Source organism: Micromonospora sp. NPDC051925, from assembly GCF_044548625.1.
Classification (GTDB): Bacteria; Actinomycetota; Actinomycetes; order Mycobacteriales; family Micromonosporaceae; genus Micromonospora.
In genome coordinates, this window is record NZ_JBIUCH010000004.1 from 334,676 (window position 1) to 359,967 (window position 25,292).

19 protein-coding genes are annotated in these 25,292 nt (G+C 71.7%); 8 read left to right on the plus strand and 11 right to left on the minus strand.

Annotated features, from left to right (window positions below):
- Nucleotides 1-272: 272 nt before the first annotated feature.
- Nucleotides 273-572 carry a hypothetical protein gene (locus ACIG87_RS07920; RefSeq protein ID WP_145919561.1) on the plus strand — a complete coding sequence of 100 codons (300 nt, stop codon included), beginning with the start codon at nt 273-275 and terminating at the stop codon, nt 570-572.
- Entirely contained in the window at nt 572-2,215 is a 1,644-nt protein-coding gene (locus ACIG87_RS07925; protein ID WP_396849202.1) for an amidase, read from the plus strand. Before ACIG87_RS07920 ends, ACIG87_RS07925 begins: the two co-directional genes overlap by 1 nt.
- A 38-nt stretch (nt 2,216-2,253) precedes the next feature.
- On the opposite strand, the gene ACIG87_RS07930 is transcribed toward ACIG87_RS07925, so the two are convergent.
- Entirely contained in the window at nt 2,254-3,123 is an 870-nt protein-coding gene (locus tag ACIG87_RS07930; RefSeq protein WP_396849204.1) for an LLM class F420-dependent oxidoreductase, read from the minus strand.
- A 77-nt stretch (nt 3,124-3,200) separates the two neighbouring features.
- Between ACIG87_RS07930 and ACIG87_RS07935 the strand changes: the two genes are divergently transcribed.
- Nucleotides 3,201-4,295, plus strand: a complete 1,095-nt coding sequence (locus ACIG87_RS07935; RefSeq protein ID WP_396849206.1) for a discoidin domain-containing protein — start codon at nt 3,201-3,203, stop codon at nt 4,293-4,295.
- 63 nt (nt 4,296-4,358) lie between these two features.
- Here ACIG87_RS07935 and ACIG87_RS07940 read toward each other — a convergent pair whose 3' ends face one another.
- Nucleotides 4,359-5,882 carry a ricin-type beta-trefoil lectin domain protein gene (locus ACIG87_RS07940; protein ID WP_396849208.1) on the minus strand — a complete coding sequence of 508 codons (1,524 nt, stop codon included), beginning with the start codon at nt 5,880-5,882 and terminating at the stop codon, nt 4,359-4,361.
- A gap of 388 nt (nt 5,883-6,270) precedes the next feature.
- Here ACIG87_RS07940 and ACIG87_RS07945 point away from each other — a divergent pair, with 388 nt between their 5' ends.
- On the plus strand, nt 6,271-8,001 hold the full coding sequence (locus ACIG87_RS07945; protein WP_396849210.1) for a tetratricopeptide repeat protein: 1,731 nt from the start codon (nt 6,271-6,273) through the stop codon (nt 7,999-8,001).
- A gap of 233 nt (nt 8,002-8,234) precedes the next feature.
- Here ACIG87_RS07945 and ACIG87_RS07950 read toward each other — a convergent pair whose 3' ends face one another.
- The 9 genes from ACIG87_RS07950 to ACIG87_RS07990 form a co-directional block, all read right to left on the minus strand.
- The gene (locus tag ACIG87_RS07950) at nt 8,235-10,631 is read right to left on the minus strand and encodes an RICIN domain-containing protein (protein WP_396849211.1); all 2,397 of its coding nucleotides are present in this window, start codon (nt 10,629-10,631) and stop codon (nt 8,235-8,237) included.
- Nucleotides 10,632-10,832: 201 nt separating this feature from the next.
- Nucleotides 10,833-11,828 carry an aldo/keto reductase gene (locus tag ACIG87_RS07955; RefSeq protein WP_396849213.1) on the minus strand — a complete coding sequence of 332 codons (996 nt, stop codon included), beginning with the start codon at nt 11,826-11,828 and terminating at the stop codon, nt 10,833-10,835.
- Nucleotides 11,825-12,697, minus strand: a complete 873-nt coding sequence (locus ACIG87_RS07960; protein WP_396849214.1) for an amidohydrolase family protein — start codon at nt 12,695-12,697, stop codon at nt 11,825-11,827. The genes ACIG87_RS07955 and ACIG87_RS07960 overlap by 4 nt, the downstream gene beginning before the upstream one ends.
- On the minus strand, nt 12,694-13,455 hold the full coding sequence (locus ACIG87_RS07965; protein WP_396849216.1) for an SDR family NAD(P)-dependent oxidoreductase: 762 nt from the start codon (nt 13,453-13,455) through the stop codon (nt 12,694-12,696). The genes ACIG87_RS07960 and ACIG87_RS07965 overlap by 4 nt, the downstream gene beginning before the upstream one ends.
- The gene (locus tag ACIG87_RS07970) at nt 13,452-14,480 is read right to left on the minus strand and encodes a zinc-binding dehydrogenase (RefSeq protein ID WP_396849217.1); all 1,029 of its coding nucleotides are present in this window, start codon (nt 14,478-14,480) and stop codon (nt 13,452-13,454) included. Before ACIG87_RS07970 ends, ACIG87_RS07965 begins: the two co-directional genes overlap by 4 nt.
- Before the next feature lie 25 nt (nt 14,481-14,505).
- On the minus strand, nt 14,506-15,744 hold the full coding sequence (locus ACIG87_RS07975; protein WP_396849219.1) for a mandelate racemase/muconate lactonizing enzyme family protein: 1,239 nt from the start codon (nt 15,742-15,744) through the stop codon (nt 14,506-14,508).
- Between the two features lies 1 nt (nt 15,745).
- A complete protein-coding gene (locus ACIG87_RS07980; protein ID WP_396849220.1) occupies nt 15,746-16,573 on the minus strand; it encodes a carbohydrate ABC transporter permease in 828 nt (275 codons plus the stop codon).
- Nucleotides 16,573-17,529: a carbohydrate ABC transporter permease gene (locus ACIG87_RS07985; protein WP_396849222.1), complete on the minus strand. Its 957-nt coding sequence runs from the start codon at nt 17,527-17,529 to the stop codon at nt 16,573-16,575. Before ACIG87_RS07985 ends, ACIG87_RS07980 begins: the two co-directional genes overlap by 1 nt.
- Before the next feature lie 21 nt (nt 17,530-17,550).
- Entirely contained in the window at nt 17,551-18,819 is a 1,269-nt protein-coding gene (locus tag ACIG87_RS07990) for an ABC transporter substrate-binding protein (protein ID WP_396849224.1), read from the minus strand.
- Nucleotides 18,820-18,974: 155 nt separating this feature from the next.
- Between ACIG87_RS07990 and ACIG87_RS07995 the strand changes: the two genes are divergently transcribed.
- From ACIG87_RS07995 to ACIG87_RS08010, 4 genes are all read left to right on the plus strand, one after another.
- Entirely contained in the window at nt 18,975-19,745 is a 771-nt protein-coding gene (locus ACIG87_RS07995) for a FadR/GntR family transcriptional regulator (protein ID WP_396849226.1), read from the plus strand.
- Between the two features lie 511 nt (nt 19,746-20,256).
- Nucleotides 20,257-20,670: a cellulose binding domain-containing protein gene (locus ACIG87_RS08000; protein ID WP_396849228.1), complete on the plus strand. Its 414-nt coding sequence runs from the start codon at nt 20,257-20,259 to the stop codon at nt 20,668-20,670.
- Between the two features lie 168 nt (nt 20,671-20,838).
- Nucleotides 20,839-22,599: a family 43 glycosylhydrolase gene (locus ACIG87_RS08005; protein ID WP_396849269.1), complete on the plus strand. Its 1,761-nt coding sequence runs from the start codon at nt 20,839-20,841 to the stop codon at nt 22,597-22,599.
- A gap of 118 nt (nt 22,600-22,717) precedes the next feature.
- Nucleotides 22,718-25,042 (plus strand): beta-L-arabinofuranosidase domain-containing protein, encoded by a 2,325-nt coding sequence (locus tag ACIG87_RS08010; protein WP_396849230.1) that lies wholly within the window; start codon nt 22,718-22,720, stop codon nt 25,040-25,042.
- Nucleotides 25,043-25,292: the final 250 nt, after the last annotated feature.

The following is a 25,292-nucleotide window of genomic DNA, read 5'->3' on the forward strand; positions in this document are numbered from 1 at the left end:
GCCGCAGCGGCACGCACACGATTCCCCTCGGGGACAAGGCACAGAGCCCACGCACCCTGTCGACGACGCCGGCAACGGGGTGAGGAGGGTCGATGGGACCGGCCGCGTGGGCCCGACGTGCCCACGCGTTGGCGACCGGTTCGCCGGTACGCCGTCACCGTGCGCAGGGGCATTGACCTGCGTGGCTTCACGATGCCGAGATCAACTTGTCACGTCCGTGACACGATCCGGCTCGACAGTGGGTCATCGTCTCCCACCCCTCAAGGAGCGTCATGGCACCCACCCCACCGACCGATGCCGAACTGGACGTCCTCATCCGCGCCCGGCTCGCGTCCCTCGGCATCGACCTCGACCAACTCCCACCCGGCACCACCGCCGACCCGCAGACCGGCTCCCCCGGCCGGGACTCCGTCCTGGCCTCGTTGCGCTCCTTCGTCCGCAGCACGGTGGGCACACTCGCCGCGTACCAGCCGCCCGCGCCGGCCGGCACCGACCCGGCCGTGGCCAAGGCGCTGTCCCAGCAGCCCGCGCCGATGCTCTACCCCTCGATCAGCACGGAATGGCGGAAGTGATGAGCACAGCACCTGCCGATCGCGGCGTCGACCGTCGCGCCTTCCTCGCCCGCACCGCCGCGCTGGCCACCGCCTCGGCGGTCGGCGGCGTCGTCGGGCTGCCCGCGGTGGCCTCGGCGGCCGGCAGCGGCCGAACATCCGCCGTCCCGGCCGGCCGCTACAACGCCGCGCTGGCGGTGCCGAACGCCTACGTCAAGCCGCGTCCGGAGGCGGTGGCCGACCCGACCGAGCTGACCGTCGCCGAGGCGGCCTGGCTGATCCGGGCCGGCAAGCTCACCCCGGAGAAGCTGGTCGAGGCGTACCTGGCCCGGATCTCCACGTACGAGCCGACCTACCAGGCGTTCAACCTGGTACTCGCCGACGCGGCGGTCAAGGCGGCCCGCGCGATGGCGAAGAAGCCGCACCGGGGCGCGCTGCACGGCATCCCGCTGGCCATCAAGGACAACTACTACACCGCAGGCGTGCCGACCACCGCCAGCTCGTACCTGTTCGCCGACTTCCGGCCACCGTACGACGCCACCGCGGTGACCCGGCTGGTCACCGGCGGCGGGGCGATCGTGCTGGGCAAGACCCAGATGGGTCCGCTGGCCACCACCCGGGCCACCACCCCGAGCGGGGTGGTCACCACGGTCAACGCCTGGACCCCCACCAACGCGAGCACCGATCCGGGCGGCTCGTCCACCGGTACGGCCACCGCGGTGGCGGGACGGCTCGCCACCTCCGGCACCGGCACCCAGACCGGTGGCTCGATCACCGCGCCGTCCAACGCGCAGAACCTCACCGGCCTCAAGCCGACCATGGGCCGGGTCTCGCTGCACGGGATCATCCCGCTCAGCTACACCCGCGACCATCCCGGCCCGCTCGCCCGCGACGCCAAGGACGCCGCCATCATGCTCACGGCGATGGCCGGCGAGGACCCGACCGACCCGCGTACCCAGGGCCTTCCCGAGGTGCCGAAGCTGATCGACGCGGCCACCCCGACGTACCAGGGCGGCAAGCTGAAGCTGCGGTGGAAGACCCGGATCGGGGTGCTGCCCGGCTTCACCGCCGGCACCTCGGAGACCGCGCTGGCCCGGCAGGCGTACCTGGCGAAGCTGGCCGGGATCACCGGCGCGACGGTGGTCGACGTGCCGCTGCCCGAAGAGTGGGAGCTGCTCACCGGCACCGCGTTCAACAACGTACGGCTGCCGGAGCGCAGCGAGCCCTTCATGCCCTACCTGCGTACCGACCTGCGGGGTTTCGGGGTGTCGGTGACCGGTTGGTTGCAGGGCGCGCTGCTGGGTGGCGGCGAGTTCATCACCGGCCAGCGGGCCAAGCTGCTGCTGATGGAGCGGGTCCTGGACCAGCTCTTCGACGCCTGCGACGTGGTGGTGCAGACCGGCCCGGTGCCGTTCGACATCCTCGGCCTGCCGGAGATCGGCTTCCCGATCGGGTTCACCGGCGCGGGCCTGCCGATCGGCACCATCCTCGGCGGCCTGCCGTACGGCGAGGATCGACTGCTGTCGGTGGTCGCCGCCTACCAGGCGGTCACCGACTGGCACCTGCGGCGACCGGCCAACCCGCCGGCGACCCCGGCGGCGCGCAGCGCGGCCCCCGCCAACCTACGACTCACCGCCGACGAGGTCGCCCACCTTTCCCAGTGACCAGATCGCCGCCCGCCCGCCGGCTACCGGCGGGCGGGTCAGCCGAGGTCGGCCAGCTTCGGCAGCACCTCGTCGGCGATCCGCCGGGTGAACTCCACCGGGTGCCGGTCCGGGACGACCTGCACCTCGGTCACCCCCAGCGCGGCGTACTCGGCCACCTCGGCGACGAACGCGGCGACGTCGGTCAGGGGTGGCCGCCTGACGATGGCCGTCTTGTCGATGGCGTCGTAGTCCCGGCCCTCGGCGGCGCAGTGCCCGCGCAGCACGTCCAGCTTGTGCGCCACCTCGGCGGGGCTGCTGCCGAACAGGTTGCAGGCGTCGGCGTACCGGGCCACCAGCAGCAGGGTCTTCTTCTCGCCGCTACCGCCGATCATGATGGGCGGGTGGGGCCGTTGCAGCGGTTGCGGCGAGTTGAGCGTCTCGGTCAGCCGGTAGTGCCGGCCGTCGAACGGCCCGTTGTCGTCGCTCCACATCTGCTTGCAGATCCGCAGCGTCTCCTCCAGCCGCACGAACCGTTCGGCCATCGGCACCACCGGCACCCCGAGGCCGTGCTGTTCACGCTCGTACCAGGACGCCCCGATGCCGAGCCGGGCCCGGCCGCCGGAGAGCACGTCCAGGGTCGTCACGATCTTGGCGAGCAGCCCCGGGTAGCGGTACATCACCCCGGTGACCAGCACGCCCAACGTCATCCGCGTGGTCCGCGCCGCGACGAACCCCAGCGTCGTGTACGCCTCCAGCATCGGCTCCTCGGCCGGGGCCATGGCCTCCATCTGGAAGTAGTGGTCCATGACGGTGAACGACGCGACGCCGGCCTCCTCCGCGACGGTGGCCGTCTCGATCAGGGTCGGTGCGATCGCCGCCGGGTCGGCCGGAGTCGAGTAGTTCCAGTAGTGCAGTCCGAGTCTCATGCCTCGCCACCTCCGTACCGATCCTAGTGGCGCACCGGACCGACGGCCCGGTTCACCGATCGTCGATACTGTCGGCCATGCCCACATCCTCGGCCGATCCACAGCGGACGTCGGCCGGCGCGTCCCCAGCCGACGCCCCGGCGGCCGGCGACCCCGGCGGCGGGCCGGCAACCACACCGGTCGCCGCCCCGTCGGCGGGCCTCACGCCCCGCCGCCACTCCCTGCTGGCCGGCCCACGTCAGGTCATCCAGCCGCGGTTCCGCCCCGGCGACCGGGCCGGCGGCGCGACGCGTTCCGTCGTCGACCCGCCCTTTCCCGCCGCCGAGGCGTTCCCCGCGCCGGCACCGGATCTTCGGGCGGGCGACCGCCCGGAGGCCCCCGATCCGGCCGGCACGCACCCGCCGGACGGCGACCAGCCAGCCGGTACGGGCAGGCCAGCCGGGACCGGTCCGGCGGGTGGCCGGGCGACCGCGGCGGGCCGACCGGGCCGGTCCCGGCTGATCGCGGCCGGCGTCGCCCTGACGGCCCTGGTCGCCGGGGCGGCGCTCTGGGTCGGCCGCGACCGCGCGGAACGGACAGGCGACGCCGCCGGTGGCACCACCGGGCAGGCGGACGACCCGGCCCTGCCGCTGACGGTGCCGGCCACCCCGATCACACCGGAAGCCACGAGTTCGCCCCGCCCGGTGGCCGCATCCACCCCGGCGCCGAGCGCCACCGGGCGACCGACGACGTCACGCACCACCCGGCCGTCGGCCACGACCCCACCGAAGGCCCGGACCAACCCCACCGGCGTCAATCTGGCGCTGCGCCGTCCCGTCGACACCTCCAGCGCGGAGGCGGACTGGCTGGCGGCGGCGAACGCGGTCGACGGCGACCCGCAGACCCGCTGGGGCAGCGCCTTCGACGACCCCCAGTGGCTACGCATCGACCTCGGTGACCGGTGGCAGGTCAGCCAGGTCCGGCTCGCCTGGGAGCACGCGTACGCGGTGGCGTACCGGGTGGAGCTGTCGGTCGACGGCACGACCTGGACCACGGTCCACCGCACCACCTCGGGCCGGGGTGGCGTCGTCGCGATCCCCGTCCGGCAGCTCCCGGCCCGTTTCGTGCGGATCTACGGCACCAGCCGCAACGGCAGCTACGGCTACTCGCTGTTCGAGGTGGCCGTGCGCTGAGCCGGAGCGGCAGGCCCCCGGGTCGGTCGGCGCACCGGTCGACCGACCCGGGAGGAGCGTCGCTCAGCCGCGCCGCCACTTCTGGTTCGCCCCGCCGGTGCACTCCCAGATGATCAACCGGGCCCCGTCGGCGCTGTTCCAGTCCTGCACGTCGACACACTTGTTGGCCTGCGGGTTGACCAGGTCACCGGCGGCGCTGAGCACGAACTGCTGGGCCGGGTTGCCACTGCACCTGGCCAACTGGACGACCGCTCCGTTCGCGGTCGAGCCCCAGGCCACGTCCATGCACAGGCCGAGGGCCCGGACGGTGCCGTCGCCGCCGAAGGTCCAGCGCTGCGCGTTGCTGCCGTTGCAGCCCCACAGTTGCAGGTACTGGCCGTCGACGCCGTTGGAGTTCGGTACGTCGATGCACTTGCCGGCATAGCCGATGATCTGGCTGGCACCGCCGCCTCCGGTGGTGGCGAGGGCGAGGCCGTAGGCACCGAGGATCTCGTTGACCGGCTGGTAGACGGTGGTGCCGCCGGAGTTGCAGTCGCCACCGGCACCGGAGGTGACGCCCTGCGCCTGGTCACCGGAGACGAACGAGCCGCCGGAGTCGCCGGGCTGCGCGCAGGCGCTGCTGGCGACCAGCCCGTAGACCAGGGAGCCGGAGTAGTTGACCGTCACGTCCCGGGCGGTGATCGTGCCGCACCGCCAGCCGGTGGTCCGGCCGGACCGGCAGACCGAGCTGCCGACGGCCGCCTCCGCCGAGCCGGCCACCGCGCTCGTGCCGCCGTTGTAGGTGTTCACCGTCGGCGTCGCCACCCAGGAGGAGTTGGTCTGCACCCAGGCGTAGTCGTTGCCCGGGAAGGAGGAGCCCCGGAAGGTGCCCTGGGCGACGCCACTGCCGCTGGTCATGCTGCCCACCCCGCCGCAGTGCCCGGCGGTGACGAAGCCGCCGGCGACCGCGAACCCGACCGAGCACAGCACGCTGTTGTTGATGACGTACTGGTCGCCGCCACGGATGTCGTACACCGGGCGGTACGGCTGCGCGCCCGACACCGGACGGACCGCGCCGTCGGCGAGGCCGGCGGCCTGGGCGAACTTCCGGGCCGATGCGGCGTCGGCGGCCCGGATCACCACGCTGTTGCTCGCCGGGTCCACGTACCAGGACTGCACGGCCGAGCCGGCGTGCGCGGCCCGACGGTCGAGGGTCGCCTTGTTCCGGCCCAGGTCGGCCAGGCTCCACCGGACCACCTGGGGGCGGGCCCCGGCGCTGCGGACCCGGTCGGCACGGGTGGACGTGGTCACCCCCACCACGAGGGTGCTCCCGTCGGCGGCGATCCACGATCCGCCGTAGGCGGCGCCCAGTTCGGCGCTCAGCCGCCGCTCGATCGACGGCGCGCCCGCCTCGACGGCCGACCGGCGGCGGAGCTGGTCGTCGGTCAGGCCGAGGTCGCGGCGCAGGGCGGCCTGCTGGCCGGCGGGGATGGTGGATGACGGGTCGGTGGCGGTCGGCGGGGCGGCCGACGCAACGCCGCCGGGGGCGGTGGCGAGCGCGGCGACCAGGGTTACGGCCCCGAGGACGGCACCCAGTTGACGGAGCATTCTGCCCCCTCCATGACGGATCGGATCGCTGTGAGAGCGCTTTCAGGCAACAATCCTTACCAATAGACCGACGCCTGTCAATGCGGCGGTCGGGCCGGCGCAGCGGTGCCGCCGTCGCGCAGTGCCGCCCGCAGCCGACCGACGCCACCCCGCCCCTACGGACCGTCCACAGTCACCAGCCCTCTTCGCATTTCCCTTGATCGGGATTACCCTCTGAGAAAATCCAGTGTGGATGAACCGGAGGTGCTCATGAAGAAGATGACCGTCCGTCGCACGAGCGCGCTGCGTCTGGTGTCCGGCGCCCGCCGGCTCTGGATCGAGTGGTGCTGGTAACTGCCGACCCGGCGGACGCCCCCGGGCGTCCGCCCTCGGGGTCACCGGTCCGACCGTGACCGGCGAGCCGCCGCAGTACGACTGCCACCGCGACCACGGGCCGTACGCCGGGGTCGCGGAACTCCTCCGCCGGATCGCCGCCGAGCGTCCCCGGCTGGCTGCCCGCCACCAGGTCGAGTTGCAGGCCGTCGCGCCCCCGCCGGACCCGACCGCGCGCACCGCCGCGGACGAGGCCCCGATCCGGTTCCATCCCGCCCGGCGCACCGCCGCCCTGGCCTACGGCGCGACCGAGTTCGTGGTGGCCTGGGCGGGCACCCTCCGACGCCCGGTCACCCTCCGGTTCTCGCACGTCGCCCACACCGACGAGACCACCCGCGAGCTGCTGGACTCGCTGACCGGCCGGCTCGGGCCGTACCCGGTGCGCCTGGAGCTGCGTGACGACGGCCCGCCCCGGCCGGCGGCGGCCGATCCGACCCCGGACGCCGTGCGTGCCACCCTGGGCGACAGCCTGGCCCGGGGCTTCTACCACCACGCGGCCCGTACCGCCCGGCGCGGACGCGCCCTGGTCACCCCGGACGGCGACCTGCGGCACTGGTGGGCGTTCACCACCGGCCTGGCCACCGCCCTGGCGGCGCTGGACCGCGCCGCCGAGGCACTCGACCTCTACCACGAGGCGCGGGCCGCCACCGACGACCCGAAGATCACCATGTCGGCCGCGTACGCCACCGCCATGCTGTACGCCCGGCACCTGCCGGCGGCCGACCAGGACCCGGCAGCGGCGAGGCGCTGGCTGGAGCAGGCGCTCCGGCTCGCCGACGCGGTGGCCGACCCCCGGCAGCGGGTGCTGTCCACCGTCTTCTACGAGCAGGGTCTGGCCCTGCTGGACAGCCGGGCGGGCGAGCCCGAACGGGCGCTGCGTCTGATCGACGACGGGCTGGCCCGGCTGACGGCGGTGCTCGCCCCCGGCGAACGCCCCCAGGACCTGGCCCGGCTCCGGCACAACCGGGCGCAGGTGTACCTGGCGCTGGGCGATCCGGCCCGCGCCCTGGCCGAACTCGACACCGTGATCGCCCACGACCCCGACAACTGCGAGTACTACGTGGACCGGGCCGCCCTGCACCGGGCGGCCGGGCGGAACCGGGCCGCGATCCGCGACCACGGCAGCGCGATCCGCCTCGGGCCGCACCTGCCGGAGGCGTACTACAACCGGGCGGTGCTCCAGCAGGAGCGGGGCCGCACCAGGCGGGCCCGCGCCGACCTGGAACGGGTGCTCGCCATCGACGCCGGGCACCTCGACGCCCGGATCGCCCTGGTCAACCTGCATCTGGGCCGAGGTGCGCTCGACACTGCCGAGCAGTGCGCGCGGGCCGGGCTGGCGTCGGCCCCGCACGAGCCGGCGCTGCTGTGCACCCTCGGGCTGGTCCGCTCGGAGCGCGGCGGCCCGACCGAGGCCGACGAGCTGTTCACCCGGGCGTTGGCCGGCGATCCGGAGCTGGTCGAGGCGTGGACGAACCGGGCCGCCGTACGGTTCGACCGGGGCGAGGTGGCCGCCGCCGTGGCCGACCTGGACCGGGCGGTGGCCCTGTCGACGGCCCCGGTGCCCCGCTACAACCGGGGCACGGCGCTGGCCCGGCTCGGCCGGTGGGACGAGGCCGCCCGTGACTTCGCCGACGCGCTCACCCAGCCCGGCCTGGACCGGGCACTGCGCCGCGAGCTGCGCGCGGAGCTGGCCCGCTGCCGCCGTGCCAGGCCCGACGCGGTGGGGACCGACCGGCCCCAGCGGTAGCCCGGCCCCCGGGCAGGAGCAGCGTGATCGAGCGCTCGGGCCCACCTGGTCGACTCGGTGTCGCTGGTCCAGCGGTATCCGCCCACCGGCGGAACCGCTGGACCAGCGATCCTGGTCGAGGCCGATCCGGCCGCCGCCACCGACCCGCGCCGCCGCCGGGATCGGTGCGCAGGGCCGGACGGAAGGCCCGACCCCGCACACCGACTGGCGACCGCGCGCGGGCGCACCCGGGGTCAGCTGCGCAGGCTCCACTGCTGGTTGGTGCCGCCGTTGCAGGCCCAGAGGATCAGCTTCGTGCCGTTGGCCGTCGCGGCGCCGTTCGCGTCCAGGCACAGCCCGGACTGCGCGCCGGTGATCGTGCCGTTGGCGTTGACGTTCCACTGCTGGTTGGCCTGCCCGTTGCAGTCCCAGATCACCACCTGGGTGCCGTTGCCGGTGCCCTGGCCGGAGGCGTCCAGGCACTTGGTGCCGTAGACCATGAGCTGCCGGCTGGTGGTCTGGGTCCACCGCTGGTTGGTGGCCCCGTTGCAGTCCCAGAGCTGGGCCTGGGTGCCGTTGGTCGTGCTGGAGCCGCCGATCTCGGCACACCGGCCGGACTGACCCCCGACGATCTGCACGCCCTGCGCCGGCGGGTTGGTGCTGCCCTGCACACCGGCGTTGGCCATCACGGTCTGGGCGCCCGAGGGCCAGCTGTTGTTGCTGACCGTCGTGTTGTTGTTGACGACGTTGCCCCGGTCGCCGTTGGTCACGTTGGTGCTGTTGTTGGTCGACCAGTTGTTGGTGACGGTGAAGTTGCCCATGTTCTCGGCGAACCAGTAGTTGGCGGTGGCCCAGGTGCCGGTGGAGGAGAACACGTTGTTGCGGGCGGTGTAGTACCGGGAGCCCTCGTCGAAGTACAGCCCGAACCAGCCGTTGGTCCGCAGGCAGTAGTTCTCGTTGATGGTCCCGCCCGGGTTGGCCGACAGCGTGTAGATGCACCCGCCGTCGGTCATCTGCTGCATGACGTCGTGCACGTAGTTGCCGATGACCTGGTTGTTGGCCGCCGTGGTGGCCGTCGAGTACCGGGGCTGGTAGTTGTACAGCCCCCGGTCGGCGTAGTGCTGACTGCCGCCGGCGTCGTTGGCACCCCAGCCGTAACCGACCGACAGCCCGGTGTACGGCATGTTGTAGACCTCGTTGTGCGACACCAGTGAGGTGTTGACGTACGTGGTCAGGATCGACACCACGCCCCGGTACTCCAGGCCCAGGTCGTGCACCAGGTTGTTGCTGATGGTGATGTTCCGGTTGACCATCCGCTGGTCGCTCGGGTGGTGGGCGTCGGCGCGCACCCCGCCGACGACGATGCCGCCGGCCGAGTTGCGGGCGATCTCGGAGCGGGTGACGGTGATGTTGCTGGCCCCCAGGCCCACCCCGCTGGCGTGGGCGTTGGCGTCGTTGCCGATGCCGATGGCGGTCTGCCCGAGGTTGACGAACTGGGAGTCGCTGAAGGTGATGGTGTTGGCGGCGGACACCTGCACGGCGGCCGGCATCTGGTTCCAGCTCGGCCGGGTCGCCTCGAACAGCGGGCAGCCCTCCTGGCAGGAGGTCAGGGCGTCCGCCGGACGGGCCCAGGTGCCGGTGATGTGCGCGCCGGTCTGCTGGTCGGCGAAGCCGTTGCTGCCGCTGGGGCCGAGCCAGCTGGTGCCGGTGAAGGTGATCCCGCTGAACGAGATGTGGTGCGCCGGCGCGTCGTAGCTGCCGCCGACGTTCACCAGGGACTGCAACTGCGGCAGCTCCACGCTGACGCTGCTCATGTTCTGCCCGGCCAGCGGGATGTAGTTGAGCTGCCCACTACCCGGGTTCAGGTACCACTCCCCCGGCGCGTCGAGGAACTCGTACGCGTTGGCCAGGTAGAACGGACCGGCCCGGTGCGGCTTGGACAGGGTGTCGAAGCCGAACGTGTTGTTGTTCCAGGCCGGCTGCACCATGGTGAGGAAGTTGCCGCTGATGCTCTGCACCGGCGAGTACCGGTCGGTGAACGAACCGACGCTCTCCACCTCGACCCGGTTCTGGTTGCCCAGGTTGTTCAGGTAGCTCAGCGCGCCGTTGCTGAACCGCAGGCCGGTGGTGGTGAAGGTGAAGTCGGCCCGGTTCACGGCGGTCCGCGCCCGGGTGGCGACCGCCCCGTTGACGTAGAGCTGTCGGCTGTCGAGGCCGGCGGGGACGTTGGCCCGCCAGATGTTCTTCGCGGAGTCGACGAGCGACCAGCCGGTGACCGCCCTGGCCCCGCTGATCACCGGGCGGGCGGACGCGGCGGCCCGCCACGTCACGGTGTAGCCGTTGGTGCCGGAGTCGGCGGCGGTCAGCCGGAACGGTGCGGCGAGCCGGTAGACGCCGTCGGCCAGCTCGACGACTATGTCGCCGGACATCGCGGCGTTACGGGACCGGACCGCGTTCTGCGCCTCGGTGAGCGAACACGGCTGGCTGGCGGAACAGGCGGTGCCGCTGCCGGAGGGCGCGGCGTAGAGCGTGGTGGTGGCGGCGAGGGCGGGGGTGGCCGAGGCGACCACGGCGACCGCGGCGGCGACCGCCGTGGCGGCCAGGCCGGCCAGCACCTGCCTGCGCCCCCTGGGGAAGGACGGGACGGACACGGGTGGGGCTCCTATCGTGGTGGGGTGTGGTGGGACGCCCCCACCCCGCTGGACCGGATCACGGTCCACTCGGGCGGGCGTCACCCGTGCGCGCCGATGCGTGCTGTGGTCGGCACGGACGGGTTGCTCTGGCGATCGGTCGGCCGACCGCACCTCGGGGGGTCTGCGGCACCGCCCCGACCGGCGGCCGGTCCGGCCACCTCATCGCTGCTCCTGATCGGCGGCCGGACCGAGCAGACCGGCCGTCCGCAGCGCGGGCCACAGCTCGGCCGGGACGTCGGCGGCCGACCGGGTCAGGGTCTGCGCCACCTGCGCGCCGCTGCGCAGACCGACGACCGTCGAGACGACCGCGGGATGGGACCGGACGAAGGCGAGCGCCGCCTGCGGCAGGGTGACGCCGTACGACTCACAGACCGCGGCGATCCGCCGCGCCCGCGCGATCAGCTCCGGTGGGGCCTGCTGATAGTTGTAGGTGGCGTCGGCCGGTGGCTGGTCCCGGGACAGCAGGCCGGAGTTGTAGACACCGGCGATCACCACGCCGACGCCCCGGCTCTCGGCGGCGGGCAACAGGTCGGCCAGCGCGCCCTGTTCGAGCAGGGTGTACCGACCGGCACACATCACCACGTCGACGTCGGTCTCCTGGACGAACCGGGTGAGCAGGTGGGACTGGTTCATGCCGGCACCGATGGCCCGCACCACGCCCTGGTCACGCAGCTCCACCAGGGCGGGCACCGCCTCGGTCGCGGCCTGCTCCCAGTGCTCGTCTGGGTCGTGCAGGTAGACGATGTCCACCCGGTCCAGGCCGGTGCGCTCCAGGCTGGACTCCAGCGAGCGGAGCACCCCGTCCCGGCTGAAATCCCAGACCCGCCGGTGGCGCGCGGCGACGTCGAACCCCTCCGGGTCGCGCCGGTGCGCGCCCTGTGGCGACGGTACGAGCAGCCGGCCGACCTTCGTCGACACGACGTACTCGTCGCGCGGCCGGGTACGCAGGGCCGCGCCGAGCCGCCGCTCGGACAGCCCGAGCCCGTAGTGCGGTGCGGTGTCGTAGTACCGCAGGCCGGCCTCCCAGGCGGTGTCGACAGCGGTGGCGAACTCCTCGTCCGTGGTCGCCCGGTAGAGGTTGCCGCCCTGGGCCGCGCCGAACCCCAGCTCGGTGAGGTGGACCGCCGGCCGCCGCGGCAGGGCCCGCCCCCTCACGACGCCCCCAGCCGGTACACCCGCCGCGCGGTGTGCCGCCAGATCGCCGCCCGGTCGTCCTCGCCGAGGCCGCCCAGCAGCCCGTCCAGGGTGCCGACCCAGCGGTCGTATGAGCTGGCGAGCAGACACACCGGCCAGTCGGAGCCGAACATCAACCGGTCCGGCCCGAACGCGTCGAGGGCGTGGTCGACGGCCGGCTGGAGGTCCGCCGACGTCCACGGCGACCGGTCCACCTCGGTCACCAGACCGGAGAGTTTCGCCGTCGTGTTGGCCGAGGCGGCGAGGGCGCGCAGGTCACGCACCCAGTCGCCGAGTTCCGCCCGACCGAGTGCGGGCTTGCCGAGGTGGTCCAGGACGAACCGCACCTCGGGCAGGTCGCGGGCCACCCGGCTGGCCGCACCCAGTTGGTGCTGCCGGACCAACAGGTCGAAGGCGAGGCCGGCGGCACCGACCGCCGCGATCCCCCGCCGTACGTCCGGGCGCTCGAGGAACGTCGGGTCGGGCTCGTCCTGGACGGAGTACCGGACCCCGACCAGCAGGTGGCCGCCGCGCGCCGCCCGCAGCCGGGCCAGCCGGTCGGCGACGTCGTCCGCGGTGGGATCGGCCCAGCCGACGACACCCCGCACGAGCGTGCTGTCGGCGGCGACACCCAGCAGCTCCACCGTCTCGGCCTCGGTGGAGTTGGACTGCACCACGACGGTCTGGGTCACCCCGGCGTCGCGGGCCGCCCGGTCGAGATCGACCGGGGTGAAGTCGGCGTCGATCGCCGCCATGGTCGTCGGGTCGATCCAGGGCTGCGGGTGTCGGGCCCGCACCCAGAGGTGGTGGTGGGCGTCGACGATGTCGAACCGTCCGGATGGCTCGGTCATCGGCCCAGCCACCCGCCGTCGACGGGCAGGACGACGCCGTTGACGTAGTCCGACGCCGGTGCGGCCAGGAACACCGTGACGCCGGCGAGGTCGTCGGCCCGGCCCCACCGGCCGGCCGGAATCCGGGCGAGGATGGCGCGGTCACGCTCCGGGTCGTCACGCAGGGCCTGGGTGTTGTCGGTGGCGATGTAGCCGGGGGCGATGGCGTTGACGGTGACCCCGTGCGCCGCCCACTCGTTGGCCAGCGCCTTGGTGAGCCCGGCCACGCCGGACTTCGAGGCGCTGTAGCCGGGGACGTTGATGCCGCCCTGGAAGCTGAGCAGCGAGGCGGTGAAGATGATCTTTCCGCGTCCCCGGCTCACCATTGCCCGGCCGATCTCCCGGCTCAGCACGAACTGGCTGGTCAGGTTCACCTCGATGACGTGGTCCCACATCTCGTCGGGGTGCTCCGCCGCCGGGGCGCGGGCGATGGTGCCGCCGTTGTTGACCAGGATGTCGATCGGGCCGAGATCCTCAAGGTCCGCGGCGAGGCGGCGCACCGCGGCGCGGTCGGCCAGGTCGACCCGCAGGGCGGTGAACCGGCGGCCGGCGGCCCGTACCCGACGCTCCACCTCGCTACCGGTGGCCTCCAACCGGGCCGAGACGCCGACGATGTCGGCACCGGCGACGGCCAGCGCCTCGGCCATCGCCAGTCCGATGCCCCGGCGGGCCCCGGTCACCACGGCGGTCCGGCCGGACAGGTCGAACAGGGCGTTCATCGCTGCACCTCCTGCCAGTCGAGCAGCACCTTCATCACGCCGCTGCCCTCCTCCAGGGCGGTGAAGGCCGAGGTCGCCGCATCGGCGGGCACCACCCGGGAGATGAGTTGTCCGGCCGGGACCGCGCCGGAGGCGACCAGCCGGACCGCTTCCACCATGTCCTCGCGCTGGTAGAGCCGGGCACCGAGCAGCTCCAGTTCGCGCCAGAAGACCCGGTGCAGGTTCACCGGTCGGGGCTGCGGATGGATCGCCACCATGACCAGCCGACCCCGGGTGGTCAGCACGTCGACGGCGGTGCCGACGCCGGCGGCGGAGCCGGACACCTCGAAGGCCACGTCCGCGCCCGCGCCGTCGGTCCGCCCGTCGACCAGCGCCACCACGTCGGTGCCGGCCGGGTCGACGGCGTCGAGGCCGACCTCGGTGGCCACCGACCGGCGGAACGGGTCCGGTTCGACGAGCAGGACCCGCGCGCCGCGCTGCCGGGCGACGGTGGCGATGAGCACGCCGACCGGCCCGCCGCCGACCACGACGACCTGGTCGGCGTCGGTCACCCTCCCCCGCCGGACGTCGTGCACGGCGACCGCTACCGGTTCGACGAGGGCGGCCTGGTCGAGGGGCAGTTCGTCGGGCAGGGGCACCACCAGGTCGGCCGGGACGGTCCACGAGGACTGCATCGCCCCGGGCGAGTCGATGCCGAGGAAGTTCATCGCGTGGCAGATGTGCGAGTTCCCGCGCCGGCAGGCGGCGCACCGACCGCAGAACCGGGTCGGCATCACCGTGACGGCCTGGCCCACGGCGTATCCGGTGACGCCCGCGCCGACCTCGGCGACCCGCCCGGACATCTCGTGCCCCATCACCGCTGCGCGGCCCACCCGGGCATCCATGTCTCCGTGGTAGACGTGCAGGTCGGTGCCACAGATCCCGGTGTAGGCCACCGCGATCCGCAGCTCACCGGGCCCCGGCGGCGCAGGGGTACGCGGCTCGACCTCCAGCTGTCGCGCGCTGCGGTAGACGACGGCCTTCATACATCCTCCGTATCGACGATCGGGATCAGTGCCGGGCGGCGGACGGAACGCCGTCGTGGGTGTGCGCCGGGGTGCCGGGCAGCGGCGTCACGTGCGGTCGTGGCCCGACGGGGGCACGGTCGGCCACCGCCAGCAGTCGACGTCCGGCCCGTTCCGGCCGTACGTTGGGACCGTCGGGCGTCGGCACGTCCGGCCTCCGCTGGGCCCCCCGGATCTCCTCCTCGGCGACGGTGACGCCCAGCCCCGGCGAGTCCCCGAGGACGAACGCGCCGTCCTCGACGTGCAGGTCGAGGGTGACCCCGCGCGGAGGGTGCAGGTCCTGCAACTCACTGACCATGTGGTTCGGCACCGACGTGGCGGCGTGCAGCAGCCCGACGGGGCTGTTGCCGATCGGGCTGACCGGCAGGTCGTAGGCGTGTGCCAGGGCGGACACCCGCAGGAAGTGGGTGACGCCCCACACCGCGGCCATCTGCACCACGTCGACCGCCGCCGCGGCGATCAGCGGCCGGTACTGTTCGAGGCCGGTGAGGTTCTCACCGGTGGCCACCGACGCCTGGATCCCCCGGCCGACGACCGCCAGTCCCTCGGCGTCCCACCGTCGGACGGGCTCCTCGATCCAGGCGAGGTCCAGGGCGCGTTCCAGTTCGCAGACGTGCCGGACGGCCTGCTTGCGGGTCCATGCCTCGTTCACGTCGAGCATCAGGCCGGGCCGCTGCCCGTGCCCGGCCTCGGTCAACACGTCCCGTACCAGGTGCAGCCGGTGCAGGTCGCGCTCGATGTCGAGGCCACCCTTGAGCTTGGCGGCCCGCAGCCCGTGCCGGGCGTAGACCTCGTAGGTGGCGGCGAGTTCGTCGTCGTCCAGGCCGATGTCCAGGCCGGACGCGTAGGCGGGCACCCGCCGGTCGCGTCCGCCGAGCAGCCGCCAAAGCGGTTGCCCGGCCGCCTGGGCCTTGATGTCCCACAGCGCGGTGTCGAGCGCCCCGATGGTCCCGAACACCGTGCCCGCGTGGCCCGCCTTGAAGGTCTGCCGCAGCATCCGGTCGTAGAGGGTGGTCACGGCGCGGGGGTCCTCGCCGTCGATGGCCGCGAAGATCCGCTCGATGTCCCCGTGCGGTCCGAGGCCGACCCCGGTGATGCCCTCGTCGGTCTCGACCACGACGATCGGCACCGAGGTCACCCCGTCGGCGAAGACGCCGTTGGCGTCGCCGACGGGCCGACCCCACTCCTGGACGGTGGTGAGGGTCCGGTATCCGGTGATCCGCATGTCAGCCCTTCGTTGCGCCGGCGGCGACACCGTCGGCGATCTGACGCTGGAGGAAGAGGTAGATCACCAGGACGGGTATCGCGGCGATCAGCACCCCCGAGGCGAAGGTGGGGATGTCGTCGGAGTACTGCCCCCGCAGCGAGGTCACCCCGACCATCAGGGTGCGATGGTCGGCCGAGGGCATCAACAGCAGCGAGATCAGCACGTCGTTCCAGCAGAACAGAGCGTTGAGGATGCCGACCGACAACAGCGCCGGGGTGCCCAGCGGCAGCATGATCCGCCGATAGACGCCGTAGACGTTGTTGCCGTCGATCCGGGCCGCGTCGATGATCTCGGGCGGGATGGTCTTGTAGTAGCTGGTCATCAGGAAGATCGTGAAGGGCAGGAACTGCGCGACGTAGGCGAGGACGAGCCCCGGGTAGGTGTCGACGAGACCGGTGTCCCCCATGACCCGGGCCAGCGGCACCATGATCACCTGGAACGGCACGAAGAGAGCCGCGAGGCAACACAGGAACAGCACCGACGAGCCACGGAAGCGCAGTTGACTCAGCGCGAAGCCCGCCATGGACCCGAACAGCAACAGCAGGACCACCGAGACCGTCACCACGACCACCGAGTTGACCATGTAGCGGGCCATCCCGACGCTGCTCCAGGCCCGGGTGATGTTCTCCCAGTGCAGGGCGTCCGCCAGCGAGAAGCGGTCGAGGATGTAGTCGCGGCGGGTCTTCATCGCGACGTTGGCGGTGAAGACCAGGGGGTAGACGGTCGCCAGGGCCAGGAGAGCCATCGGCACGGCGAGCAGCCACCGGCTCGGCCGGACACGGGACATCACGCCTCCCTCACCGCCCGCCGGAGCAGACTGATCTGGAGCAGCCCCACCACGAGCATGATGAGGAAGAGCACCGTCGAGGCGGCCGACGCGAGCGCGGGCCGGTTCAGCTGTCCCTGCTGGAACCAGATGTAGTACTCCGGCAGGTACGTCGAGCCCTCCGGGCCTCCGCTGGTCATCACGTACAGCAGGCCGAACATGGAGGTCAGCATCCCGATCATCGTGGTCACGAAGACGAACTGGATGGTGCGGGAGAGGCTGGGGACGATCACGTGCCGGATGGTCTGGGGCAGGGACGCGCCGTCCACCCGGGCGGCGTCCAGCAGCGAGGCGTCCAGGGTGGCGAAGCCGGCGAGGAACACCACCAACGCCATCCCGAAGGTCGCCCAGACGTGCACCCCGACCACCACGAACATCGCCACGTCCGGATCGCCGAGCCAGTCCACCGGCCCGACGCCGATCCCGCCGAGCACGGCGTTGAGTGGGCCGTCGAAGGCGAGCAGGAGATTGAAGATGGCGCCGACGATGACCGGGGAGAGCACGGCCGGGAAGAAGTAGACGCTGCGGTAGACCCGGTGGCCGGGCACCCGCAGGTAGATGAGGGTCGCGAGCAGGCCCGGAATAGCCACCGCCACCGGCAGCAGCACCACGAGCAGCCCGACGTTGCGCAGCGCGCCCCGGAACAGCGGATCCTCGAGCAGCTCCAGGTAGTTGTCGAGGCCGACCATCATGCCGTTGCGGTCGCCGTCGCCGGTGAAGGAGAAGTTGATCCCGAGCAGCAGCGGCCACAGGCGCAGCCCCGCGAGGATCAACAGGGACGGGGCCAGGAGCACGTAGGGGGCGAGTCGTTCCGCGCGCCGGCCGCCCTGGCCGGGGCGAGCGGCGGCACCGGGGACGGGCTGTCGGGGCGGCCCCCCGTCGGTCCGTCCGGTCGGGGCCGGCCGGACCGACGGCATCGACCTTCCGATCGGCACGGGTCAACCGGCCTGGTCGGAGGCGGCCATCTGCTTCACGACCTCGTCGACGGTGGTCGAGCCGCTCAGCAGTTGCTGGGAGAGCCGGCCCATCAGGTCCAGGCTCTTCGAGGAGAGCGCCACGTGCAGGGCGGGCTTGCCGGTCTTGAGGTCGGCGACGATGGCGGCCACGGCCGGGCCGCCCGACGACACGTCGATGGTGGTGTCGGCGGCGATCGCGCCGGCCTCGGCGTAGAAGGCCTTCAGCGCCGCGGTCGAGGTCAGCGACCGCACCAGGTCGCCGGCCACCTTCGGGTCCTTCGTCCACTTGGTGACCGCGTAGCCGATGCCGCCGTCGTAGGGCAGGACCGGGGTGGCGCCGGGGACGACGACCGGTGCGCGCATCACGCCGAGCTTCTCGGCCGTCAGGAACTCATTGAAGTCCTTCCAGTGCCCGACGTCCGACATCAGCCCGATGACGTGGGCGGCCTTGGCCGACTGGAAGATCGCGAAGGCGTCGTTGAACATCGCCGTCGAGTTGGCCCCGTCGTTGTTCAGCTTCGCGTCCTGGGTCTCCTTCCAGAGCGCGAAGATCCGCTTGACGTTGGGCGAGGTCCAGTCCCGCTTGCCGGCGATCCAGGCGTCGTACTCCTGCGGGGTGAGGATGCCCGACCCGAAGGCGGACAGGAAGAACTGGATCCCGACGCCCTCCTTGTTGCCCAGGGCGAAACACTTCGCGCCGGTCTGCCTGCCGATGGCGGCGCAGTCGGCCACGAACTCGGGCCAGGTGGTGGCCGGGCTCGCCGGGTCGAGGCCGGCCTTCTCGTAGAGGGTCCGGTTGTAGTAGATCGGGTAGCCCTGCAGGGTCACCGGCCCGGCGTAGGTCTTGCCGTCCTTGGTGAACGCGTCCCAACCGGCCAGCCGCTGCCGGTCCTCGGCCACGTACTCGTCCAGCGGCAGCAGCGCGTCGGACCGGTCCCGGATCCGGCCGCCGCCGTTGAACAGGACGACGTCCGGTCCCTTGCCGGACTGGATCGCCGTGCCGAGCAGGGTGTAGTACTGGTCGAACGGCTGGGCGACGAACTCGACGGTGACGTTGGGGTGTTTCTTGGCGAAATCGGCCTTGGCCTGCTGGACATAGCGGGCGGCGGAGGGCTCACCGGACTTCCAGTCCCAGACCACCAGCTTCCCGTCCGAGCCGCCGGGCGAGGAGCGCGTCCCTGTGGCGCTCCCGCAGCCGGTCAGCGCCAACGCCGCGACGAGTACGGCCGACCACACTGCTCGCTGCTTCATCGCTGCTCACCTTCGACTATCCGAATGCCGGCGGACCGGCCCCCGTCGATGCAAGAATTGACGGGAAAGTAACTCGTATGACGTATGACGTCAACAGGGGGACGTAGAATTCTGCGGTAGTCGTGGCACGTCGCGCGGGGGCCACTGGAGGGGACATGACGGCAGCAGCACGGGAGACCATCCTGAACACTTCAGCGCCCCCCACCTGGGCACGACGACCGGCCAACCTCGCCACGGCGGTCACCGCGGAGCTGGTGGAGCGCATCGTCCGCGGGGTCCACCCGCCGGGCACGCCGCTGCCGCCCGAGCCGGCGCTCTGCGAGGTGTTCGCGGTGAGCCGCACGGTCGTCCGGGAGGCCGTGAAGATCCTTCAGGAGAAGGGGCTGGTGCAGGTCCGGCAGGGCAGCGGCACCATCGTCACCCCACCGTCGATGTGGGACATGCTCGACGAACTCGTCCTCGCCGCGACCATCGCCGAGGACGACAGCCTGACCATCCTCGACGACCTCGTGGCCACCCGGCGGGTGCTGGAGTCCGACATGGCCAACGTCGCCGCCCGGCTGGCCGACCAGGAGACCATCGACCGGCTGCGGGCCCTGGTCGACCGGATGGACGAACTGGTCGACGACCAGGTCACCTACCACGAACACGACCGGGCGTTCCACGACGTGATCATGCAGGCGTCCGGCAATCGGATCGCCCGCGGCGTGGTGCGGGCCCTGGAGAGCCAGGTGGTGAACACCGCCCGGTACATGGGCCGCTCCGAACGGGCGCTGTGCGTGGCCTCGAACCGTGGGCACCGGCGCATCTACGAGCGCATCGCGGCCCACGATCCGGACGGCGCCGCCGAGGCCATGGTCACCCACATCACCGAGGCATGGCTGGTCCGCCGGAGCGGACCGGACACCGCACGACTGGTGCGCTGACGGACGAACCCGCCCCGCAGGGTGGTGACCGACCCCGGGCGACCCGGGGCAGGTCCGGAGAAGACTGGTCATCTCGGGCCGATCGCGCGGATTCAACCAACGAACGTCTATGGCTTGCGGCTGTTAACGATAACAAGCTACCGTCGGCCGCAGAAGCGAAGGGCACGCTTCCACGCTTCACCCGCCGCACCCGCTGGTGAAGCGGTGCACGGCAACCGCCGGCTGGTCACCTCCGGGCACCCCCGTGGGACGTGGCACGCCGCCGGGCCGGGCCGACCGGAGACTCCACCCTGGAGTCACGGCGGACACCGTCCCTCACCGACCCGGGCCTGGTCTGCGAACACCCGCCGACCGCTGAACGACCGCCGCGCACCGCCCACACCACGCTTGCGGACGAGGCACGACCGGAACGACGCCTGACCGGGCCCGGCGGACGTTCCGGACGGCGCGGCACCACCCGCCGCACCAGCCCGACCACCTCCGATCCGCACCACCACCACGGGAGCACCGCATGCCTCTGCCCGAGGTCACGCCACCGGCTCTAGGCCGGAACCACCACCCCACCCCGCACCCCGTCCGCGCCGCCCGGCACCGGTGGGCGAAAGAGCTCTCGCCACACTCGCAGTCAACGTCAGCGGCGGCCACCACCTACCGCACCGTCAGCTCGTGGTCCGGCGGCTGGCAGGGCGAGGTCACCCTGAAGGCGGGCAACGCGGCGATCAACGGTTGGACCGTCCGGTGGACCCTGGGCAGCGGCCAGACGATCAGCCAGGTCTGGAGCGGCGCCCTCACCACCAGCGGCAGCGCCGCGTCGGTGCGCAACGTCGACTACAACGGGTCGCTGCCGGCATCCGGCTCCACCACGTTCGGCTTCATCGGCGCCGGAACCGCCTCCAGCCCCACGCTCAGCTGCGCCAGCCCGTAGGGCGGCCCGAGGACTCTCCGCAGCTCGAGGAGAGGACCGGTCGACCACGGGCGGCCTCCGCCCCGACCGATCGTGATCGTTCAGGTGAGCATTCCCCACCCTGGGAGGTAACCCGTGAAACCCGCACTGCCACCACTGACCCGACTGCGGCGCTCGGCCGCCTGGCTCGTGGCCCTGCTCCTGGTCTCGACGCTGCTCCCGGTCGGCACGGCGAAGGCCGACAACCCCATCGTCCAGCACATCTACACCGCCGATCCGGCCCCGATCGTCTACAACGGCCGGGTGTACCTCTACACCGGCCACGACGAGGACGCCTCCACCTACTTCACGATGAAGGACTGGCGGGTCTGGTCGTCCGCCGACATGGTCAACTGGACCGACCACGGCTCACCGCTCAACATCGGCACCTTCAGCTGGGCCAAGTCGGACGCCTGGGCCGGCCAGGTCATCGCCCGCAACGGCAAGTTCTACTGGTACGTGCCGGTGACCGCCAAGTCGACCAACTCGATGGCCATCGGGGTGGCGGTGGGCGACAGCCCGACCGGCCCGTTCCGCGACGCCATCGGCCGACCCCTGGTGGCCAACGGCGAGATCGACCCGACCGTCTTCATCGACGACGACGGGCAGGCGTACCTCTACTGGGGCAACCCGAACCTGTGGTACGTGAAGCTGAACACCGACATGATCTCGTACTCCGGCAGCGCCACCAAGATCCCCCTCACCACCGCCGGGTTCGGCACCCGTAACGGCAACGCGAACCGGCCGACCCTGTACGAGGAAGGCCCCTGGGTCTACAAGCGCAACGGCACGTACTACAACGTGTTCGCGGCGGAGTGCTGCTCGGAGTTCATCGGCTACTCGACGGCCACCGGCCCGACCGGGCCGTGGACCTACCGCGGCACCATCATGCCCCGGCAGGGCGGCAGCTTCACCAACCATGCCGGGGTCATCGACTTCAACGGCGGCTCGTACTTCTTCTACCACAACGGGGCGCTGCCCGGCGGCGGTGGCTACACCCGATCGGTCGCCGTGGAGAAGTTCACCTACAACAGCAACGGCACCATCCCCACGATCAACATGACCACCACCGGCGCGCCGCAGGTCGGCACGCTGAACCCGTACGTGCGCCAGGAGGCCGAGACCATCGCCTGGGGCTCCGGCATCGAGACGGAGGTGTCCAGCGAGGGCGGGATGAACGTCGGCTTCATCGAGAACGGCGACTACATCAAGGTGAAGGGGGTGGCCTTCGGCACCGGCGCGTCGTCCTTCAGCGCCCGGGTGGCCTCGGCGACCAGCGGCGGCACCATCGAGGCCCGCCTGGACAGCGCCACCGGCACCCGGGTGGCCGCCTGTGCCGTGCCGGGCACCGGCGGCTGGCAGACCTGGCAGACCGTTTCCTGCGGGGTCTCCGGCGCGACCGGCACCCACGACCTGTACCTGCGGTTCACCGGCGGCAGCGGCAACCTGTTCAACGTCAACTGGTGGCAGTTCCAGAACGCATCCGGCCCGACGCCCACGCCCACGCCGACCGCAACGCCCACCCCCACGCCGACCCCCACCCCGACCGTGACCCCGACCCCCACCTCGACGCCGACGCCGACGCCGACCCCGACCGGCCCCGGCGGGCTGTCCTGTGGGGTCACCAACGAGGTGGTCAACAGCTGGCAGGGCGGCTTCGAGGGCCGGCTGACCATCACCAACGGGTCCGTCCCGGTCACCGGCTGGCGGGTGAACTTCACCTTCCCCAGCGGACAGACGGTGTCGCAGACCTGGAACGGCACCTACAGCCAGCAGGGCAACCAGGTGACCGTCACCAACGCCAGCTACAACGGGCAGCTCGCCGCAGGTGCGACCACCACCGTCGGCTACATCAGCGCCACCACCGGCAGCAACCAACCGCCGACCAACCTGACCTGTACGCCCGCCTGACGATCGTGATCGTCCGCCCCACCCCACCGGGGCGGGCCATCACCCCACCACCGTCCACCGCCCAGAACGAGTCCCCCCGGCCGGGCCCTGGTCCGAGCCGCAGTCCCATGGAGGTTCCATGTCATCCCCGTCCCTCAGCCGACGTCAGCTGCTGCAGGCCGCCGGCGCCACCGCCCTCGTCTCCGCCGCCGGCGGCACCATCCTCGGCCAACTGCCGGCCGCCGCGGCGGTGGTCCCCCCGGCGCGGGCGGACATCGGCGTCTCGGCATACCCGTTCGACCTCGGTCAGGTACGGCTGACCGCCGGCCGCTTCCAGGACAACCAGAACCGCACCCTGAACTACCTGCGCTTCGTCGACGTGGACCGGATGCTCTACAACTTCCGGGCCAACCACCGGCTCTCGACCAACGGGGCCGCGACGAACGGCGGCTGGGACGCCCCGAACTTCCCCTTCCGCACCCACATGCAGGGGCACTTCCTCACCGCCTGGGCGCACGCCTACGCCGTGCTGGGCGACACCACGTGCCGGGACAAGGCCAACTACATGGTCGCTGAGCTGGCCAAGTGTCAGGCGAACAACAGTGCCGCCGGGTTCAACACCGGTTACCTGTCCGGCTTCCCCGAGTCCGACATCAGCGCGGTCGAAGCGGGCACGCCCGTCGCCGTGTCGTACTACTGCATCCACAAGACCCTGGCCGGACTGCTCGACGTCTGGCGGTACATCGGCAACACCCAGGCCCGCGACGTCCTGCTGCGGTTCGCCGGCTGGGTCGAGTGGCGCACCGGGCGGCTGAACTACAACCAGATGCAGACGGTCCTGAACACCGAGTTCGGCGGCATGAACGAGGTGCTGGCCCAGCTCTACCAGTACACCGGTGACGCGCGCTGGCTCACCGTCGCCCAGCGGTTCGACCACGCCTCGGTCTACGACCCGCTCGCTGCGAACTCCGACACCCTCAACGGCAAGCACGCCAACACCATGCTGCCCAAGTTGGTCGGCGCGGCGAAGGAGTACAAGCAGACCGGCACCACCCGCTACCGCGACATCGCCAGCAACTCGTGGAACATGATCGTCGGGCAGCACACCTACGCCATCGGCGGCAACAGCCAGGCCGAGCACTTCCGGCCGCCCAACGCGATCGCCGGCTATCTCAACAACGACACCTGCGAGCACTGCAACACCTACAACATGCTCAAGCTGACCCGGGAGCTGTGGCTGCTCGACCCGAACCGGGCCGCCTACTTCGACTACTACGAGCGCGCTCTGCTCAACCACCTCATCGGCGCGCAGAACCCGGCCGACAGCCACGGCCACATCACCTACTTCACCCCGCTCCAGCCGGGTGGACGCCGGGGGGTCGGCCCGGCCTGGGGCGGCGGCACCTGGAGCACCGACTACAACTCGTTCTGGTGCTGCCAGGGCACCGGCATCGAGACGAACACGAAGCTGATGGACTCCATCTACTTCTACAACGACACGACGCTGACCGTGAACCTGTTCGTGCCGTCGGTGCTGACCTGGTCGCAGCGCGGGATCACGGTCACCCAGAGCACCACCTACCCGGTCAGCGACACCAGCACGCTGACCCTGTCCGGCACGATGAGCGGCTCGTGGAGCATCCGGGTGCGGATTCCGTCCTGGGCCAACGACGCGACGATCGCCGTCAACGGGGCGACGCAGAGCGTGTCCACCACGCCCGGCAGCTACGCCACCGTCACCCGCACCTGGGCGGCCGGCGACACCATCACCGTACGGCTGCCGATGCGGGTGGTCGTGCAGGCGGCCAACGACAACGCCAACGTCGGCGCGGTCACGTACGGCCCGGCGGTGCTGTGCGGCAACTACGGCAACACGTCGTTGAGCTCCCTGCCGTCGCTCAACGTCTCGTCGATCACCCGGACCAGCACCAGCTCGCTGGCGTTCACCGCCACCGCGAACGGGTCCACGGTCAACCTCGGGCCGTTCCACGACGCCCAGGGCTTCAACTACACGGTCTACTGGAACACCAGCGGCGGTTCCAGTGCCAGCAGCCACCGACTCGTCAACGTCGGCACCGGTCTGGTCCTCGGTATCAAGGACATGTCCACCGCCGACGGCGGGCTCGCCGTGCAGTGGGGCGACAGCGGGACGGCCGACCACAACTGGGTCATCGTGACCGACGGCGACGCCGTCCGGTTCCGCAACGTCAACAGCGGCAAGGTCCTCGGTGTGCAGAACATGTCCACCGCCGACAACGCCGTCGTGTTGCAGTGGTCCGACAACGGCACCGCCGACCACCGGTGGACCCTCCTGAACCAGGGGGACGGCACCTACAAGATCCGCAACGTCAACAGCGGGAAGCTGCTCGGCATCCTCAACGCCTCGACCGCCTGGGGCGCGCAGGCCGTGCAGGACTCCGACAACGGCAGCACCGACAACCGCTGGCGGCTCGTCGCCAACTGACAACGAGCCGGCCTGGGACCGGCCGTCGGTCCGACACCGCCGGCGAGACGGTGCTGGACCACGGTCGCACGAATGGGGCTGCCCCGATCGGGGCAGCCCCATTCCTCGTGTTTTGACCATCGGGGGGATTCGTAGTGGTCTAGGTCTAGCGATATGGGGAGGACCCTGTCCATGATCTGAGTTTCCAGACAAAGATCATCAGTGGGCAGGGTCCTCGATGGGGAGCGTAGCGGTTACCGGTGTCGGCCAT